Annotated in this window: 15 protein-coding genes; 2 read left to right on the forward strand and 13 right to left on the reverse strand. The window is 56.9% G+C overall.

Translation table 11 applies throughout. The features are described 5' to 3' along the window. Positions 1–4: 4 nt before the first annotated feature. The 3 genes from H6F46_RS02820 to rpsP all read right to left on the reverse strand — a co-directional run bounded on the left by H6F46_RS02820 (position 5) and on the right by rpsP (position 1,762). Positions 5–961, reverse strand: a complete 957-nt coding sequence (locus H6F46_RS02820; RefSeq protein ID WP_099533796.1) for a PhoH family protein — start codon at positions 959–961, stop codon at positions 5–7. A gap of 2 nt (positions 962–963) precedes the next feature. After that, positions 964–1,338: a KH domain-containing protein gene (locus H6F46_RS02825; protein WP_190353474.1), complete on the reverse strand. Its 375-nt coding sequence runs from the start codon at positions 1,336–1,338 to the stop codon at positions 964–966. 166 nt (positions 1,339–1,504) lie between these two features. Then, positions 1,505–1,762 (reverse strand): 30S ribosomal protein S16, encoded by a 258-nt coding sequence (gene rpsP, locus H6F46_RS02830; RefSeq protein ID WP_099533799.1) that lies wholly within the window; start codon positions 1,760–1,762, stop codon positions 1,505–1,507. 413 nt (positions 1,763–2,175) lie between these two features. Between rpsP and bchM the strand changes: the two genes are divergently transcribed. Together bchM and H6F46_RS02840 are read left to right on the forward strand one after the other, a co-directional pair. Beyond that, positions 2,176–2,880 (forward strand): magnesium protoporphyrin IX methyltransferase, encoded by a 705-nt coding sequence (gene bchM, locus H6F46_RS02835; RefSeq protein WP_190353475.1) that lies wholly within the window; start codon positions 2,176–2,178, stop codon positions 2,878–2,880. A 1,326-nt stretch (positions 2,881–4,206) separates the two neighbouring features. Then, the gene (locus H6F46_RS02840; RefSeq protein WP_234406970.1) at positions 4,207–4,407 is read left to right on the forward strand and encodes a replication restart DNA helicase PriA; all 201 of its coding nucleotides are present in this window, start codon (positions 4,207–4,209) and stop codon (positions 4,405–4,407) included. Positions 4,408–4,521: 114 nt separating this feature from the next. Here H6F46_RS02840 and H6F46_RS19740 read toward each other — a convergent pair whose 3' ends face one another. The 10 genes from H6F46_RS19740 to H6F46_RS02890 form a co-directional block, all read right to left on the reverse strand. Beyond that, positions 4,522–5,013, reverse strand: a complete 492-nt coding sequence (locus H6F46_RS19740; RefSeq protein WP_190353476.1) for an SH3 domain-containing protein — start codon at positions 5,011–5,013, stop codon at positions 4,522–4,524. A gap of 343 nt (positions 5,014–5,356) precedes the next feature. Continuing rightward, positions 5,357–6,868 carry an AAA family ATPase gene (locus tag H6F46_RS02850; protein WP_190353477.1) on the reverse strand — a complete coding sequence of 504 codons (1,512 nt, stop codon included), beginning with the start codon at positions 6,866–6,868 and terminating at the stop codon, positions 5,357–5,359. A gap of 246 nt (positions 6,869–7,114) precedes the next feature. After that, a complete protein-coding gene (locus tag H6F46_RS02855; RefSeq protein WP_190353478.1) occupies positions 7,115–7,777 on the reverse strand; it encodes an ABC transporter ATP-binding protein in 663 nt (220 codons plus the stop codon). A gap of 11 nt (positions 7,778–7,788) precedes the next feature. After that, positions 7,789–9,051: an ABC transporter permease gene (locus H6F46_RS02860; RefSeq protein WP_199291358.1), complete on the reverse strand. Its 1,263-nt coding sequence runs from the start codon at positions 9,049–9,051 to the stop codon at positions 7,789–7,791. A gap of 91 nt (positions 9,052–9,142) precedes the next feature. Next, entirely contained in the window at positions 9,143–10,693 is a 1,551-nt protein-coding gene (locus tag H6F46_RS02865; protein ID WP_347278269.1) for an efflux RND transporter periplasmic adaptor subunit, read from the reverse strand. A gap of 284 nt (positions 10,694–10,977) precedes the next feature. Beyond that, complete coding sequence (locus H6F46_RS02870; RefSeq protein WP_242027750.1) at positions 10,978–11,628, reverse strand: TetR/AcrR family transcriptional regulator; 651 nt, start codon at positions 11,626–11,628, stop codon at positions 10,978–10,980. 161 nt (positions 11,629–11,789) lie between these two features. Beyond that, on the reverse strand, positions 11,790–13,553 hold the full coding sequence (locus tag H6F46_RS02875; RefSeq protein ID WP_242027751.1) for an N-acetylmuramoyl-L-alanine amidase: 1,764 nt from the start codon (positions 13,551–13,553) through the stop codon (positions 11,790–11,792). Continuing rightward, positions 13,554–14,384, reverse strand: coding sequence for a thioredoxin domain-containing protein (locus tag H6F46_RS02880; protein ID WP_190353480.1), 831 nt, complete (start codon positions 14,382–14,384; stop codon positions 13,554–13,556). Between the two features lie 173 nt (positions 14,385–14,557). Continuing rightward, positions 14,558–15,037 carry a signal peptidase II gene (gene lspA, locus H6F46_RS02885; protein ID WP_190353670.1) on the reverse strand — a complete coding sequence of 160 codons (480 nt, stop codon included), beginning with the start codon at positions 15,035–15,037 and terminating at the stop codon, positions 14,558–14,560. 124 nt (positions 15,038–15,161) lie between these two features. Next, on the reverse strand, positions 15,162–15,719 hold the full coding sequence (locus H6F46_RS02890; RefSeq protein ID WP_199291359.1) for a biotin transporter BioY: 558 nt from the start codon (positions 15,717–15,719) through the stop codon (positions 15,162–15,164). Positions 15,720–15,814 lie beyond the last annotated feature (95 nt).

The raw sequence follows: 15,814 nt of genomic DNA on the forward strand, positions 1-15,814 counted from the left end.
TGACCTACTGACCGGCTTCGTGGCGTTCGTAGGCGGTGACGATCCGTTGAACCAGCGGATGGCGCACCACATCGGCGCGGGTCAGTTCACAAAAGGCGATCCCCTCAACATTTTTGAGAATCCGTTGGGCGATCGCCATGCCCGAGGTTTGGTGCTCCGGCAAGTCGGTTTGGGTAATGTCGCCAGTCACAACCATGCGCGATCGAAACCCCAGCCGTGTCAACACCATCTTCATTTGGGCCGGCGTGGTGTTTTGGGCCTCATCCAAAATCACGAAGGCATTGTTCAGGGTGCGACCGCGCATATAAGCCAACGGAGCCACTTCCACAATGCCCCGCTCCATCAGGTTGGCCACCTTTTCCGGGTCGATCAGCTCGTACAGCGCGTCGTAGAGCGGGCGCAGATACGGATCAATTTTTTGTTGCAGGTCGCCGGGCAGGAACCCCAGCCGCTCGCCCGCTTCCACGGCGGGACGGGTCAGAATCAAGCGCTCAAATTCACCAGCCAGCAACGCTTGCACCGCAATCAGGGCAGCGAGGAAGGTTTTGCCCGTGCCCGCCGGGCCGGTGCAAAAGATCAGGTCGTGATTGCGGATGGCTTTGATGTAGCGCTGTTGGCGAAAGGTTTTGGCGCGGATGTTGTCGCCACGTCGGGTGCGGGCGATCGAGTCCTGGTGCAAGTCCGCCAGCTCACCGAGCCGATCGGTTTCGATCGCCCGTTTCGCCGTCAGCACATCTGCTTCATCAATCCGCTGCCCGGCGCTCCAATAGATTTCTAAGGCCTTGACGATTTGTTGGCACAGGGCGATCGCCTTGTCGGGCCCAGTAATTACCAACTCTTGGCCGCGCATCACCAGAGTTGTGCCCGTGTGTTTGGCCAGGGCCTTGAGGGTTTCCTCGCGATGGCCCGCCAGGGTGACGGCGCTGGTGCTGCTGCCCAGGTCGATCGACAGGGGAGCCACCGCTACCGCCCTCGGTTGGGTCGATCGGGTCGCGATCGCCGCCGGTCACCCCCGCGATCGCCCCGGCCCCGGCTGTTGCCGTCTTCTGAGGGGCCCTCGCCCAAGCTGTAGCCGCCATACACGTCCAAAAAGGCCGCGCGACCTTCATGGTGGGCCGCCAAGTCCAAAACCGTGCGGATTGATTGAATAGTTTTGCCGCTGCGCCCAAACACCCGTCCCCGATCGGCCGGGTCAAAGGCCACCCGCAGCCAAACATTGTTGCCCGTGTGCTCGCAGTCAATCCGCAAAGCATCGGGCACTTCCAGCAACGGTTCAATCAGGTATTGCACAAGCCCCTCGTAGTCGATCGAGGGGCTTGGATTCGTCGAAGTTGTCAAGCGGAACTCCGGCTACTCGAAAATGATTAGGGGCAAAGCCACCGGGGCGATGAACGCGATTCAGTGGGGCGATCGCCCGAGCCTTGCCAAACAACAGGGGCAGGCTGCCGGCCAGTCGGGAAGGGAGAGGAATCTCGACAGACCAGAAAACTGCACCTCCAACCCACTAGGCGTTAGCGGCCTTCAGTTGCTCAAAAATGTTGGCCTTTTCAAAGATGCTGCGCACGGTGTCGGTGGGTTGAGCACCAGACTTCAGACGCTCGATGATCCGAGGCACTTCCAAGCGCGTTTCGTTCGTGCGGGGATTATAGAAACCCAGTTCTTCCAGGGCGCGACCATCGCGGCGCGAGGTACTTTGCATCACCACGATGCGATAGCTGACTTCGCGTTTTTTGCCGAGGCGCTTGAGGCGAATCTTAACCATGGGGGCTGTTGCAACCGAATCGAGTGTAACGACTGTCGTTTTTGGGAGCAAACGACAAAAGACAAAACTTGATTCTACGCGCTGAAGCCAGATCGAGGCTAGGGGGTGGCCAGGATTTTTTCAGCGATCGCGGCTGCGGGTCTCTCTATAATCAAATGCGGCAATGAATTTTGCTCATTTGCGGCAATGAATTCGGTGCAGCCGTCGTGCAATGCAGCGGTCAATGATGGCGATGATGGCGATCTACGGCAGTTGCCATTCGGCCATAGTTGCCTTGCTCATCAGCGCCCATGGGTGACCACCCGTGCCACTGGTGACGATCCACGCCGACCCACGGCCAGGCCCTGGCGACCATCCTGGCCCTTAGCATCCAACTTTTGAGATCACTCTACCCAAGATTTACGCAATTCCCTATGAGCAGCGCCACCAGCAACAAGGGCAACGACAAAGCCATCGTCAAGGACTATTTCAACACCACTGGGTTCGATCGCTGGCGGCGCATCTATGGCGACGGCGACGTGAACAAGGTGCAACGCGACATCCGCGAAGGGCATCAACGCACGGTGGATACGGTGGTCTATTGGCTGAAGCAAGGGGGCAAACTGGCGGGCCAAACCATCTGTGATGCGGGTTGCGGCGTGGGTTCCCTGAGTGTGCCGTTGGCGGAGTTGGGGGCGATCGTTTCGGGTAGCGATATTTCCGAGGCGATGATCGGTGAGGCCAAGGAGCGTGCGGCCAAGCTGAACTTGGGCGATCGCCTGAGTTTTGAAGTGCAGGATCTTGAGGCGATCGAGGGTTCCTACGACACCGTAATTTGCTTGGATGTGTTGATTCACTATCCCGACCAAGACATTGAAAAAATGATTGGGCATTTGGCCAGCCTTGCCCAGTCGAAGCTAATCCTCAGCTTTGCGCCCAAGAGTCCGGTTTATGTGCTGTTGAAAAAAATTGGCGAGCTGTTCCCCGGCCCCAGCAAAACCACGCGCGCCTATTTGCACCCGGTGCGGGATGTGGTGCGGATTTTGCGGGCCAATGGGTTTGAGGTCAATCGGCGGGAGTTCATTGGCTCCCAGTTCTATTTCTCGCAAATTCTGGAGGCTGTCCGCCCACAGGAATAGGCGCAAGGCATAGGCGCAAGGCATAGGCGCGAGCAATCCGTGGGGCAACAAACGTGGATGCGGAGTCTAGCGCGGCTCGATCGGGATGTAATCCACCAGTTACATCCCACCCAGTGGCGTTCCAGCCGCTCAACCCCACCCACTACAACCCAGCAACCCGATCGCAAATCGGAGTGGGGCAAGGGGCTGAGGGTTTGTTGTCCAATCGCCTGAACCCCTGATTTCACGGCGACAATCTCGTGAGGGACAAGGGGCTTAAGCCCCTTGTTACGACGACTGTGGGTGACGACTGCGGGCATGGAAAATTAACCACTTCTCACTGATTCCAAATTGCAAACTTTTTGCCAAAAACTGATCGTTCATCCACAAAATGCTTCACGGCCCTTTTGGGTGGAAATTCCCTAGAAAAGCTTAAGAAAACCAAAACTTTTAACAGAGATAAACAGAATTGAAGTTTCATCAAAAGTAGGTAAAACAATATTAAGTAGAACACCAATCCCAATCTTGATCAGATCCCAACATTGCATTGACCCAGATCACAGATTTTTAGCTGCACCTTTGCCATGGCCACCCGATCGAGTCAGTCATAGTTGCCGTCTGAACAGTTGCAGACCGCCGCTTCTCTTAAGGGGAGAGTTTGCCGAAATACCGACTGAGTTTTGATTGGGACTCACTTGGTATCAGAGGTAACCAATTAGGGATCGCGTCATTCGGAGGAACCGATGTCTTTAAATTGAAAGGAATTGTTGCTAAATTCCCCCGATCCCCGATCGGCTATTCCATAATGCTAAGAACGAGAATGAATTAACCCCTCGATTCCATGATTGGTTTTGATCACCCTTGTTTCCTGCTCTCAAAACCAGTCGCATCGCCTCTGAAATTGCTTTTTAAGGCATTCTTCCGCTGAGGTTTGTGGTCGGTTGGCTGCCGGCCATTTACTGAATTTGTTGAAGTTATTGACAGTGCTATCTGCAAGGTCGTGAGGAGTCGAAAACGACGGAAATGCTCGAGAACAGCCCTTTCAGTCCCCTACCGCTTGAACTGGACTAATTGAATTGGGTGAATGGAGATCGCGCTCAAATGGATTCCGTCGTTTTTTGAGTTTTCTTGGTCAACGGGATAACTCGGCTCATATCTGTGTTGTTTTTCGTTGTTTTTCGTTGCTGATCGCGTTTTTTTATCACTGGATGTGAAGGATCGATCGCCCAGATCCGGTGCTCCCGCCGCAAATGCTCCTTGCCTTGGGGGGGCGATCGCACCTTCAGCCCATCCGCCGTTTAGACAAGCCCGTCGATGCCTCGGTTTAGTTCCTCAAATTTTTGCCAGATGGTGACCACAATGCTGACCGTAGAAACGATTTACTGCCCCAACTGTGGTTCGCGTGCAGAGCGTCATCGGATTCGCACGAGCAACGTGATTCGCACCCAGTGCCATGCCTGTGACTATTTGATGGTGACTTGCTCGCTCACGGCTCGGGTGCTGGAAGCCTACGCGCCGGGCATTGCGATCGCCCAACGATCGGCTTAAGTTTTTGCCCAATTCATCATTCGCCCAATTCATTCAGCCCAGAACTGGGTGGATTGGGCTGGTGAATCGGGATGATTCATCCAGGGTCTTAATTCAGCGCCTTAATTCAGCTCATTAATCCAGTCGGCGGGTGTTGCCGCTGCGAACCCAGCCCTCGGGGCCGCTTTCGCCCAGGCGCACCCGCTGCCAACGTCGATCGGGACTGTCTCCCAAGACAATGACCCGATCGTTGTAGTCCACACTGCCCAGCCTTGCGCCCGATCGATTGGGAGTCGATCGCAACACCAGCCCGATCGGTTGGGTCACCCGGGCCCGATAAGCACCGGGGGGCAAGGGCGACGGCGGCGGCAAAACTGGGGCTGGGGCAACTGCGCTGCTGGGCGGTGGGGGCGGGGTCACCACTGCGCCGGGTTTGGGATCGTTGGCAAAGCTGGGACGCGGCGGGGCCGTGGCAATTTGGGTGACGATGTAGCGAACGGCAATCACCCCACCGGCAGCCAAAAAGGCGATCGCGATCGCGATGCCACTAATGAGGCTGACCAGCCCGCGCAATAGTTTCCACAGCCAACGCACGATCGTTTGCGACTCCCGATGAGGATCAACCACCAACCCGTCCAAAATATTTCGCTAACCGATCTAGCCCAGAGATTTAGCCCAGATACAGCCTTTACCTAGAATTATTGGCACGCCATATTGCAGATGCCATGAAGCAACGGTTTGGTGGGCAGTGCCCACCCTACGGGCGACTATGCTTAGTAATTGAGGTAAGAGCTGTATCTAGTCAGCCTATCTAGCCAGAGATTTAGCCAGATAGCCAGTCAGCTATCTAGCCAGGATATCCTGCGATTCAGCCCGTATTTTCCCCTAGAACCCGTTCTGATCAGGGCGGAAATTCGGCTAATTTGGCTAATGCAGCTCGTTCAGCCCATTCAGCCCGATCGATCCAGAATTAGCCCGAGAAGGAAGACAAGCCGCCTAAGGTGGTCGATCGGGATGCTAACCGCGCTTTGCCTGCGGCCGCCCATTGCTGAAGCGCTTCGATCTGCTCGCGGGCCGTGCGAGCCAGGGGCACAATTTGGCTAACGGCGGCCACGATGTCATCGGTGGTGAAATCGCGGTTTTCGCTGAAGCCAATGTGCATCGCTTCCACGATCGCCTGTTCAATTTCGGCCCCGGAAAAGTCCGGTGTTTCGTAGGCCAGGCGATCGAGGTCGTAGGTTTTGAGATTGTGGGGGCGCAGTCGGCTTAAATGCACCTCAAAAATTTCGCGGCGCTCCGGCTGGCTGGGCAATCCCACAAAAAAGATTTCGTCAAATCGCCCTTTCCGCAACAGTTCTGGCGGCAAGGACTGGATATCGTTCGCCGTGGCCACCACAAAGACCGGCGATTGCTTTTCCGCCATCCAGGTGACAAACGTGCCAAAAACCCGCGAGGCCGTGCCGCCGTCGCCCTTGCTGCCCAATCCGGCGAAGGCCTTGTCGATTTCATCGATCCACAGAATGCAGGGGGCGAGGGCTTCCGCAAGCTGAATGGTTTGGCGAGTGCGGGATTCAGACTCACCCACCAAGCCGCCAAACAAACGTCCCACATCCAACCGCAGCAAGGGCAAGTGCCAATGGTGGGCGATCGCCTTGGCCGTTAAGGATTTGCCAGTGCCTTGAATCCCCACCAACAACAGCCCCCGAGGATGGGGCAGGCCATATTGGCGGGCCCGCTCCGAAAATGCGCCCCCGCGCCGCAGCAGCCAGGCTTTCAGGTTGTCTAGGCCGCCAATGTCGGACATTTGTTCCGTGGCGGGGCAAAAGTCCAAAATTTGGGTTTGGCGGATCGATTGGCGCTTTTCTTCCAGGATCAGATCCATGGTTTCGGGGGGGAGGTTGCCGTTTTGGGCGATCGCCCGGCCCAACACCCGCCGCACCCGATCGAGCGAGAGGCCCTGGCTCGATCGCACCAAGTCTTCTAAGTCTCGCCCTTCCAAGGTTTGGCCCGTGGCGGTCGCTATCCGTTGCACCTCCTGGCGCAGTTCATCGGCGGCGGGCAGGGGAAATTCCAACACCGTCAGCACTTCGCTGAGGTCTTCGGGAATTTGTACCTGCGGGGAAAGGAGCACAATATTTTTGGGTTGGGCCTTGAGCGATCGCGCCAAGTTACGCAATTTGCGGGCGATCGCAATATCATCCAAAAATCGATGAAAATCTCGCAAAATAAAGACCCCCGCCGCTGAATCGGGGAATTTCTCTAAAAATTCCAGCGCTTGCAGCGGATTGCGCTTAGCTGCTCCTAAATCGTTGGGACTGCCGCTGTAGCCTTCCACAAAATCCCAAACATAAACCCCGCGATTGCCTTGGCTTTGGGCACATTGGGCGATCGCCTTTTCCACCCGCTCCTCTTCGGCGGTGGGGATATAAATCAGCGGATAACGGGCCCGCAATAGCAGCGAAAATTCCTGAAAAAAATTCATATTAATGACCTACTCGCCAGCGGCCGAGTCCGAAATGCTGAAATTGGCTCTAGGGCGCTTGCACGGCTTCTCTGCCCGCAATTCAGCATACCGCCTCTATTGTTGAGGCGTGTATTGCGGCATGTGTTGCGGCCTGGGTAGGCGGCCCAATCCTGAGGTTGGTTGTCAAATGGCTCAAAATCCCAACTCCACCGTTAGCGGATCGTGGCGGATGAAATCGTTGAACCCGATCAGGACTGCTATCAGCTAGTCCACAATTAAACCGTCGCGAATTTGAATTTTGCGTTGGGTGCGATCAGCGATCGCTAAGTCGTGGGTAATCAGCACAATGGCAATTTGTTGCTGATGCAATTGATCAAATAAATTCATCACCTCTTGGGTGGTTTGGCTGTCGAGGGCACCGGTTGGCTCGTCCGCTAACAGCAGGGATGGCTGATTGATCAATGCTCGGGCGATCGCCACCCGTTGTTGTTGTCCCCCCGACAGTTGATTGGGCCGGTTATGGAGTCGATCGCCCAACCCCACACTCACCAAGGCGGCTTCGGCGCGGGCCCGGCGATCGGCTTTGGGAATGCCAGCATAGACGGCCGGCAGCATCACATTTTCCAGGGCTGTGGCGCGGGGCAACAGATTAAATTGCTGAAAAACAAAGCCAATTCGTTGATTGCGAATGTAGGCTAATTCTGTCGGATTCAGCGCGGTTAGGTTGCGATTTTCAAAGGTATAGGTTCCTTCAGTGGGGCGATCCAAGCAGCCAATAATATTCATCAGGGTTGATTTGCCCGATCCTGAACTACCCACGATCGCTAAATAGTCATTGGCGGGAATATCCAGATCAATTCCTTTCAAAATGGGCACGCTGCTGTCACCCAGTTGATAGGTTTTGGTGATGTTTTGAAGGGTAATCATGGTGCTTGACCTCACTCGCTGCGGAGGGCAGTAATTGGATCGAGTCGGGCAGCATTCCGAGCGGGAATTACCCCCGCCGCCAAGCCCACCAGCGTGGACAGCCCAAACCCGATTACCACGGCGCCCCCCGAAATCACCAAGGCAAATTGAAAGGCCGTAGCCGCCACCACGGTTACACCGATGCCCAACACAATCCCGATCGTGCCGCCTAGGACAGAAATGGTGACGGATTCGACTAAAAACTGACTGAGAATGGCGCGATCGGTTGCCCCAATTGCTTTGCGAACCCCAATTTCGCGGGTTCGTTCCACCACCGAAACCAACATAATATTGGCGATGCCAATGCCACCCACCACCAACGAAATTGCCGCAACGGCCACAATGGTGGTTGTGAGTAATCCCAAAATGGTGGTCAAGGTTTTGAGGATATCAGCCTGGTTGGTGACGCGAAAATCATCATCAGCAGGCGACATGATTTTGTGGCGCAGTCGCAAAATATTGGTGACTTGAAATTTCAGGGTTTCTAACTGCGATTCATGCTGACTTTTAATAAAAATGCCATTCACAGAAATGCCTGTGAGCGCATTCCTACCGATCGTGCGGGCTGACATGGTGGTTAGGGGAATATAAACCGCATCATCACGATCTTGCGGCCCCTGGGAACCCTTGGCTTCCATCACGCCAATTACTTTGTATAGTTCACCGCGAATGCGAATTTTTTGACCAATGGGATCGATATCTGCCGGAAACAAATTCCGTTGCACCGTGGGGCCAATCACGACTACTGAAGCCGTTTCATCGAGTTCCGATTGGCGGAAAAAACGTCCCACTTGCGGATAGGTATTGCGTGCATCCGGAAAGCTCAAATCCGCCCCATAGGCTGTGGTGGATGTGTTGGTTTGGTTGTAAACCACCTGCACGGGCCGTTGTAAATAGGCCGCAACAACGGTGGCTGAGGGGGCTTGTTTGGCGATCGCCTTGGCATCTTCCCAGGTGAGGGTGCTGACTGAGCCCATGGCTTGCACCACGCCGCCACTTTTTGCCGAACCAGACATCACTTGCAATACATCAGTCCCGAGGCTGCGAATGCTGTCTTCCGTTGACTTTTGCACACCCTGCCCGATCGAGGTAATGGAAATTACGGATGAAATCCCAATAATCACTCCCAACATCGTCAAGGCGCTGCGGAGCTTGTTATTCCAGAGGGATTTGATCGCCATTTCCATAATGTCGATCGCCGAAATCGTTAAGCGATTAGGCTTTGCTTGGGTCATGGCAAAATTCACCAGCCATTGGATCGGATCAGTCGCTATCAGTTGGTTCAGACTTGTCGAATTTCAGCAGCCAAAATTGCAGCCAAAAATCCTAGGGAGCTGGTGGCGCTTTGGGCAGAATACTGAAGCCTTTTGAGCCAGCGTCCAAATTACTGGGCGGGCTGACCAAAACCTGCTCATTGCCCTGTAACCCGGTTTTTACTTCGGTGGAGCCTTCTACCGTCAAACCCGTTTCAATCTTGCGAAAAACAGGATTGCGATCGGCTCCTAAAATATAGACACCTTCACCTTCTGCGCGGCGCACAACAGCTGCATTCGGCACAAGCAGCGCGCTGGCAAGTTGCCCAATTTCAAACTCCGCTTCGACATTCATGCCTGCTTTCAACTGGTTCGATCGGGCATCGTCGATCGCAATGTAAACTTCAAAGCTCGTCACATTTTGCGAGACCGTTGCCTTCGGCGCAATTCGGGCAACACGACCCCGAAATTGCTGATCGGGAAAGGCATCTACTTGAATGCTCACGGGTTGATTGAGACGAATATTGCGAATTTGCGCCTCGGCTAAATTCACCACCACCTCTTGGCGATCGCTGGCCAAAATCAAAATTGAAGAAGAAGAAGCCGATTCGCTGCCGCCCGCGACCGATGGGCTAACGAATGAACCCACATCGGCATATTTCTTAATCACAATTCCATCAAACGGAGCGGTGATTTTGGTGTCTTGTAGTTGGGTTTGAATCGATCGCAAATCGCCACGCGCCGACTGCACTTGGGCCTTGGCTTGGGCAACATCTTCTACACGGCTGCCTGCTTTGAGCAGCGCAACAGCTTGTTGTTGTTGACGCACGCGGGCGATCGCCTGGGCGATGTCCTCTTGGCGATTGCCGGCCTGCTGGAGTGCCAGGGCTTGGGTTGCCTCGCTTGCCTGTCGTTGCGCCACCTCATAGTCCGTGCGTTTTTGGTCGAGGGTCTGAGCCGAAATCGCCCCATCCTGAAAGAGTTCCTGATAGCGCTGGTAGTCGGACTCGCGCTGCTTGAGGGTGGCTTGGGCTTGCTGCGATCGCGCCACCGCCTGGGCAATTTCCTGGGGGCGATTCCCCGATCGCAACATTTGTAGCTGGGCCTGACGCTCTGCCAGTTGGGCCTCCGCTTGGGCAATGTCTTGGGGGCGATTGCCCGCCAATAACCGCGCCAAGTTCGCTTGCTGCTGGGCGAGCTGACCCTGGCGCTGCATGAGCTGGCCTTGTAAATCCGCATCGTCCATGAAAGCGATCACTTGGCCCTGACGCACCCGATCGCCCTCCTTCACCAGCAGCGCTTTGACAATGCCTGCCGTTTTGGGGCCGAGGTTAATCGATCGCTCCGCCGCGATCGTCCCATTGGCGGCGATCGTCACGGTCACGGTTTGGCGGCGCACCGGCTGCGTCAACATCACTGTGGTTGAGCGATTGCCCCCCGTCAGTTGAGCCGCCACATTTCCCCCGCCAAAGAGCAGCAGCGGCACGATCGGCAGCCCCCACTTGAGCCAGCGCCCACGATCGGAGGGCTGCTGAGGCGTGGCGGTGGGCCGGTTGCCAAGGAGGTTGGCAGCGCCGGACAGTCGAACAAGTCTAGAACGGAGATTGGATAAGACGTTTGACACAATTGGGTTCTCCAGATAAGCGCTGGGGGACTGTCTGAGGGGCGGCCTCAATCACGGCCTTGAATCGTCAAAAAGTAGGCGGAGCGATCAGGGCGGGATCCTTGAGCGATCGCAAGGCGATTAAGCGCGATCGCAAAGCGTTTTGAGCGGTTGGTTGGGGACGGACGTTCATCAAAAGTTAGTACTTACTTATTAATTGAGCAAAAAAAATTGCCTTGAAAATGCTTCTATTGCCTGAGATTAGGTGTTGATCGGGAGACTAAAAGGCGATCGCTGTTCTGGGTTCAGCCCGCTGGTGAGTTCTCCGGTGCGATGCCCGCCCAAAGGATATTGATTAGACTGGCCACAAACTGTGATGGTTCAATTCGGCTTTCTGGTTTCACCTCGGGTTGTTGGGACTCTGGTTGAATCGCTGTGGGCCGTTGCGTGAACGGCGGCATCTGGGGCATCGACTGAACCATTGGGGGCAGCTCATGGGCAATCACGTAGTTGATGATGCTGCCCACGAGCAGGTGAGCCAGCGCCATCGAGTCGATCGCCCGCAACCAGCCCCCCGCCACGGCCCGTTCCAGAAACAGGGCCAACAAACGGCTATCGCGCACCGGGGGCGGTGGCAAGTGGGGGGAGTGCGGCGGATGAGGCATCTTTTTTTGCGCCATCATCATGAACACCCGTGGCAGGCCTTCTTGATAGAACGCCAACATTTCGCCACAGATTTCCGTCAACTCGGCTTTGATGTTGGCGGTGGGCTGGCGATCGGACAAGCGCTTCACCCAGTCGGGCGTTTCTGTCACCCCCATGGCGGCTAAAAACAGGGCTTGCTTGGTAGGAAACCGTTTAAACACCGAGGCTTCCGAAATGCCGGCGCGCCTGGCAATTTCCACTGTTGAAGCCTTCAAGCCTTGCTCCAAAAACACCTGACGAGCGGCAGTCAAGATAGCTTCGTTGGTGATTTTCGGTGGGCGAGGCATAAAAAGTAAGCACTTACTTACTCAACAGTTTGAACAATTCCCCAACCATCGTCAAGACTCCAAGGGCGATCGCACCCGCCTAGCCTGCGGAGATGAACGACGAGTGATGACCGACGGTTCTTCGCTCAGTTCGGTGCGAGGCGATCGAACCAGGTTTCTAAGCTCGCGGCGATCGCCTCCGCCAACCGATCCTGCTCGGCTGGATTGGTAATCCACTCGGATTCGGTGGGGTGGCTCATAAAGCCCAACTCCATCAGCACGGCCGGGGCGATCGTCGGGCGCGCCAGGGCCAAGTTGCCCCAAAACACACCGTAGGACGGGCGATCGAGTCGGCGGGTCAGCTCGTCATGCAAAAACTGCGCCAAGTCCTGGGCTTGGGCGTGATACCAAAACATGCCGATTCCTTGGGTGGTTTCGGCGTTGCCATCATCGGGCAAGGCGTTGTAGTGCACCGAGAGGGCGATCGTCGGTTCCAGTTCGGCAATTTGGGCCAGGCGATCGGGAATGGGCAAATCTTGATCGGTCGATCGGGTCAGCACCACCCGCGCCCCCCGTCGCTCCAGGGCTGCTTGCAGTTTCAGGCTGGTTTGCAAGTTGGGGGTCTTTTCGGGGATGCCCGCCGCATTAACCGCGCCCGACTCCCGGCCCCCATGGCCCGGATCCAACAAAACCGTGATCCCTGAGAGGGGAGCCGCCCCCGATCGCACGGGTGGATGCTTAATTCGCCAATGGAGCACATTGCCTTCGTAGCGCAGAGTCCAGCCCCAGGCCTGGGCGGTGGCCAGTCGGGCCCGATATTCCAGGCGATTTCCCGGTAACACCTGCCAGGTGAGCTGACTGATCGCCGGGTTGCGTTGCAAAAAGACGGTATCGGTTTGGGCGATCGCCTGATGCAGCGTCAACACTAAGTCTTGATTCTCTTGGCGCACTTCCACGGGCACCGGCTCGCTCAGGGGCAACTGTACTTCCACCGCCGTTCCCTGATTTTGGGCCCGAATCCCTTGCACCACCGCTTGCAGGGGGGTGGAGCTGGGTTCGATCGCCACTTCACTGGCCTGGATCCAAGCCCCATAGCTGAGGCGCAACCAATCGCCCTGGCGGCCGGTGATGGTGGCTTGGCTGCCTTGGGGCAAGGGGGTGAGGCGGCTGTGGTCAGTGCTGGGGCCCGTGCGCGCCACCCCCCAAGGAACCGTCACCCGGGCCCGATCGCGTCGATCGCGCGGCCAAACGGTGATCCGACCGCGAGGGGTCATGGGCATTTCGCCATCGATGTAAAACCGCACCTGACCCCAATCGTCGGGGCGATCGGGCGTGAAGCAGCCCTCATAGGTGGTCAACGATGGTGGCGGGGGATCGCTGCCCGTCAAGACTGAGGCGTTGGGTAACGGCGATCCAGCGGATGGACGGGGCAACATCGGAAACGTCCGTTCCGCCACCCGCGCATCAATGGTCAAGTTGGGCCGCCCCGTCACCCGCAGGCAAATTGGCTCCCCGATCGGCCAGCCCCAATCGGCCATCGGCTCCAGGGTGGCCAGGGGCGTACTCAACAACGGCTGATTGGCAATGCGGGTAATCGTGCGAATTTCGGTGCGATCGCCCCAGCGGATTTCAAATCGGTTGGGGCCAAGCTGTAGCGGAAAACTGGGGGCAAAATGCCCAAAGGCACTGCGATTCACCCCTTGGCCATTGATCGTGACCGAACCGGTGGGTGGCGCAGTGCCTAGAAAAAAGATGCGATCGCTCGAGGTTTGATGACCCTCCGGCGGATAAACCAGCCGTAATTCCGAGGAACTGGGGGCCGGCTGGGCGATCGCCACCCCCGCCCATAGCAACGGCGCGATCGCCCCCACCATCAGCCGGGAAGCGCCCCCCAGTTCCCACGGTCTCATTTACTTGCTGGCCCGCTCAAAGGCGGCCTTGAACGCCTCAGGACTGGGCGCACCCTGCACCGGTTCACCGGCCATCAGAAAGGTGGGAGTGCCTTCCAAACCCAAGCTTTCTGCCAACTCAGCATCGGCGGTCACGGCTTTTTTGGCCGCCTCGCTGTTGCGATCTCGCTCAAATCGGTTCAAATCCAATCCCAACTTCTTAGCCAATTCCCCATACAAGCCATCGGCCAAACGCGATTGGTTGGCAAACAGTTCATCGTGATATTCCCAGAACTTGCCCTGTTGCTGGGCAGCCCAAGCGGCCTGGGCGGCGGGAACCGCCTGGGGATGGATGCTGGTGAGGGGGAAATGCTTAAAGGTCAGAATCACCCGGTCTTGATAGTCCTCCATGAACTGCTTCAGGGGAGCCAAGGCCCGACCGCAGTAGGGACATTGAAAATCGGAAAACTCCACCAACAGCACCCGTCCCTTGCCAAGGGTGGGAGAATTGCCAATCACCTTTTTCGGGTCAGATTTGGCATCGCGGGCGAAGTTTTGCCGCAATTCCCGCTGCTTTTGGGACTGCTGTTGGTTATAGTCCGCCACGGATTCCAAAATCACTTGCGGATTTTTGCGGATCACGTCCAGCACTTTGGCTTCAAAGTCCGCATCCACATTGCCCCCAGCGGACAGGGCGATCGGCTGGCAAGCCACCAAGAAGACGGTGGTGGACAGGGCTAAGGCTCCGGCTCCGGCCCAAAAGCGCAGGGAGGATGCCCGAAACAACCAATGGGCCAGGGTTTGAAAGAAGGTTTGAAAAAGGGTTTGGAGGGTCTGGAATGCCTTGAGCATGGGCCTGAGCCTAAATGAAAGATCCTGAGAGCGATTAAAAAACAAACGGAGCAACCGCCAGCGGCGCAGACGACCCGACGGAGGCAGGGTGACCCAATCAGCAGCCCAAGCGCTGTCCTGGGGCCATGATCTGTCCCCGCCAAGACGGATCGGGGAGGCCATTGGCCAGTTCCTTAGTCGGCGGTGTTGGGGCGATCGGGTCGTTGCAACATGGCAATCAACAGACAAATGATGCCCACATTAATCGACACATCCGCCAGGTTAAACACCGGGAACCGAATCAGCCGGAAATCCAGAAAATCAATCACATGGCCCAGGGCAAAGCGATCGATTCCGTTGCCCAATGCGCCCCCCAGCACGAACCCATAGCCCCACTGTTCCCAGCGGTTCATGCGTGGGCTGCCCAGGGCCAGGGCCATCAGGGCCGCGCTGACCGCCAACGAGAGCCACCGCAGCCAGCCGCTGCCCTGGAACAGACTGAAGGCCGCGCCGGAGTTGACCACGTAGGTGAAGTGAAACCAACCGGGGATCAGCGGGATGGTCTGGGGCGGAATCGTGAGGGCGAAGGTGCTGGCGACCCAGGCTTTGGTGATGCGATCGACCCCGACGCTGGCAACGGCCACCACCCAAAACCAGCCATTCTTGGAGACCAGGCGGCCACAGGATTTGGCCCAGGCGGGAATCGGTTTGGATCGAGACTCTGGCACCGGACTATCCACAAAATTCAACGGTGGCGGTTCTCTGGGGGTGATGGGATGCCCGCAGGATCGCCAACTTTCAGTAGAACACGAGATGTCGAAAAACTGAAGCGATCGTGGCGGCGGCACAGGCGGCCACCAGTTGCCCCGGCAAGACCGCCTGGGAGTAGGTGGTGGCGATCGCCTCAAATTCGTTGGCTCGCAGGGCCATGGCATACAACAGCCCCACCCCATGGAGCACCACCAACCCGATCGCACAGCCGATCGCCAACTGCTCCACCTTGGGCGGCCCCAAAAAGGCCCAGCGCCCGCAGAGCCACCCGGCCGGCACAAAGCCCAAGAGATAGCCAAAGCTGGGTTCTTGGATATATTGCCAACCGCCGCCCCCTTCAAAGATGGGCAACCCCGCCAACCCCAACAGCAGGTAGGCAATTTGCGAGAGGGCCGCCGCCGTGCCCCCACCCAAGCAGGCCACCAGCAACAATGCCGCCACTTGGTAGCGCGTGCCCAAAGACACCACCCGCACCCCCTCTTGGAGCCAATCCCAAGGAGCCGTGGGCACAAAGACTTCCACAAAGGAGGCGGCGATCGAGAGTAAGACCCCGATGGCCGCCCACAGCAAGGTTTCTAGGCGCATGACGATCGCCCCATTAACGCCCCATTAACGCCCTATGAATACCCCATTAACGCCCAAGGGAGCGCAACCGCCGGGGTCACCCTCCGGGCGATCGC

This window comes from Limnothrix sp. FACHB-1083 (assembly GCF_014696485.1).
Taxonomy (GTDB): Bacteria; Cyanobacteriota; Cyanobacteriia; order CACIAM-69d; family CACIAM-69d; genus CACIAM-69d.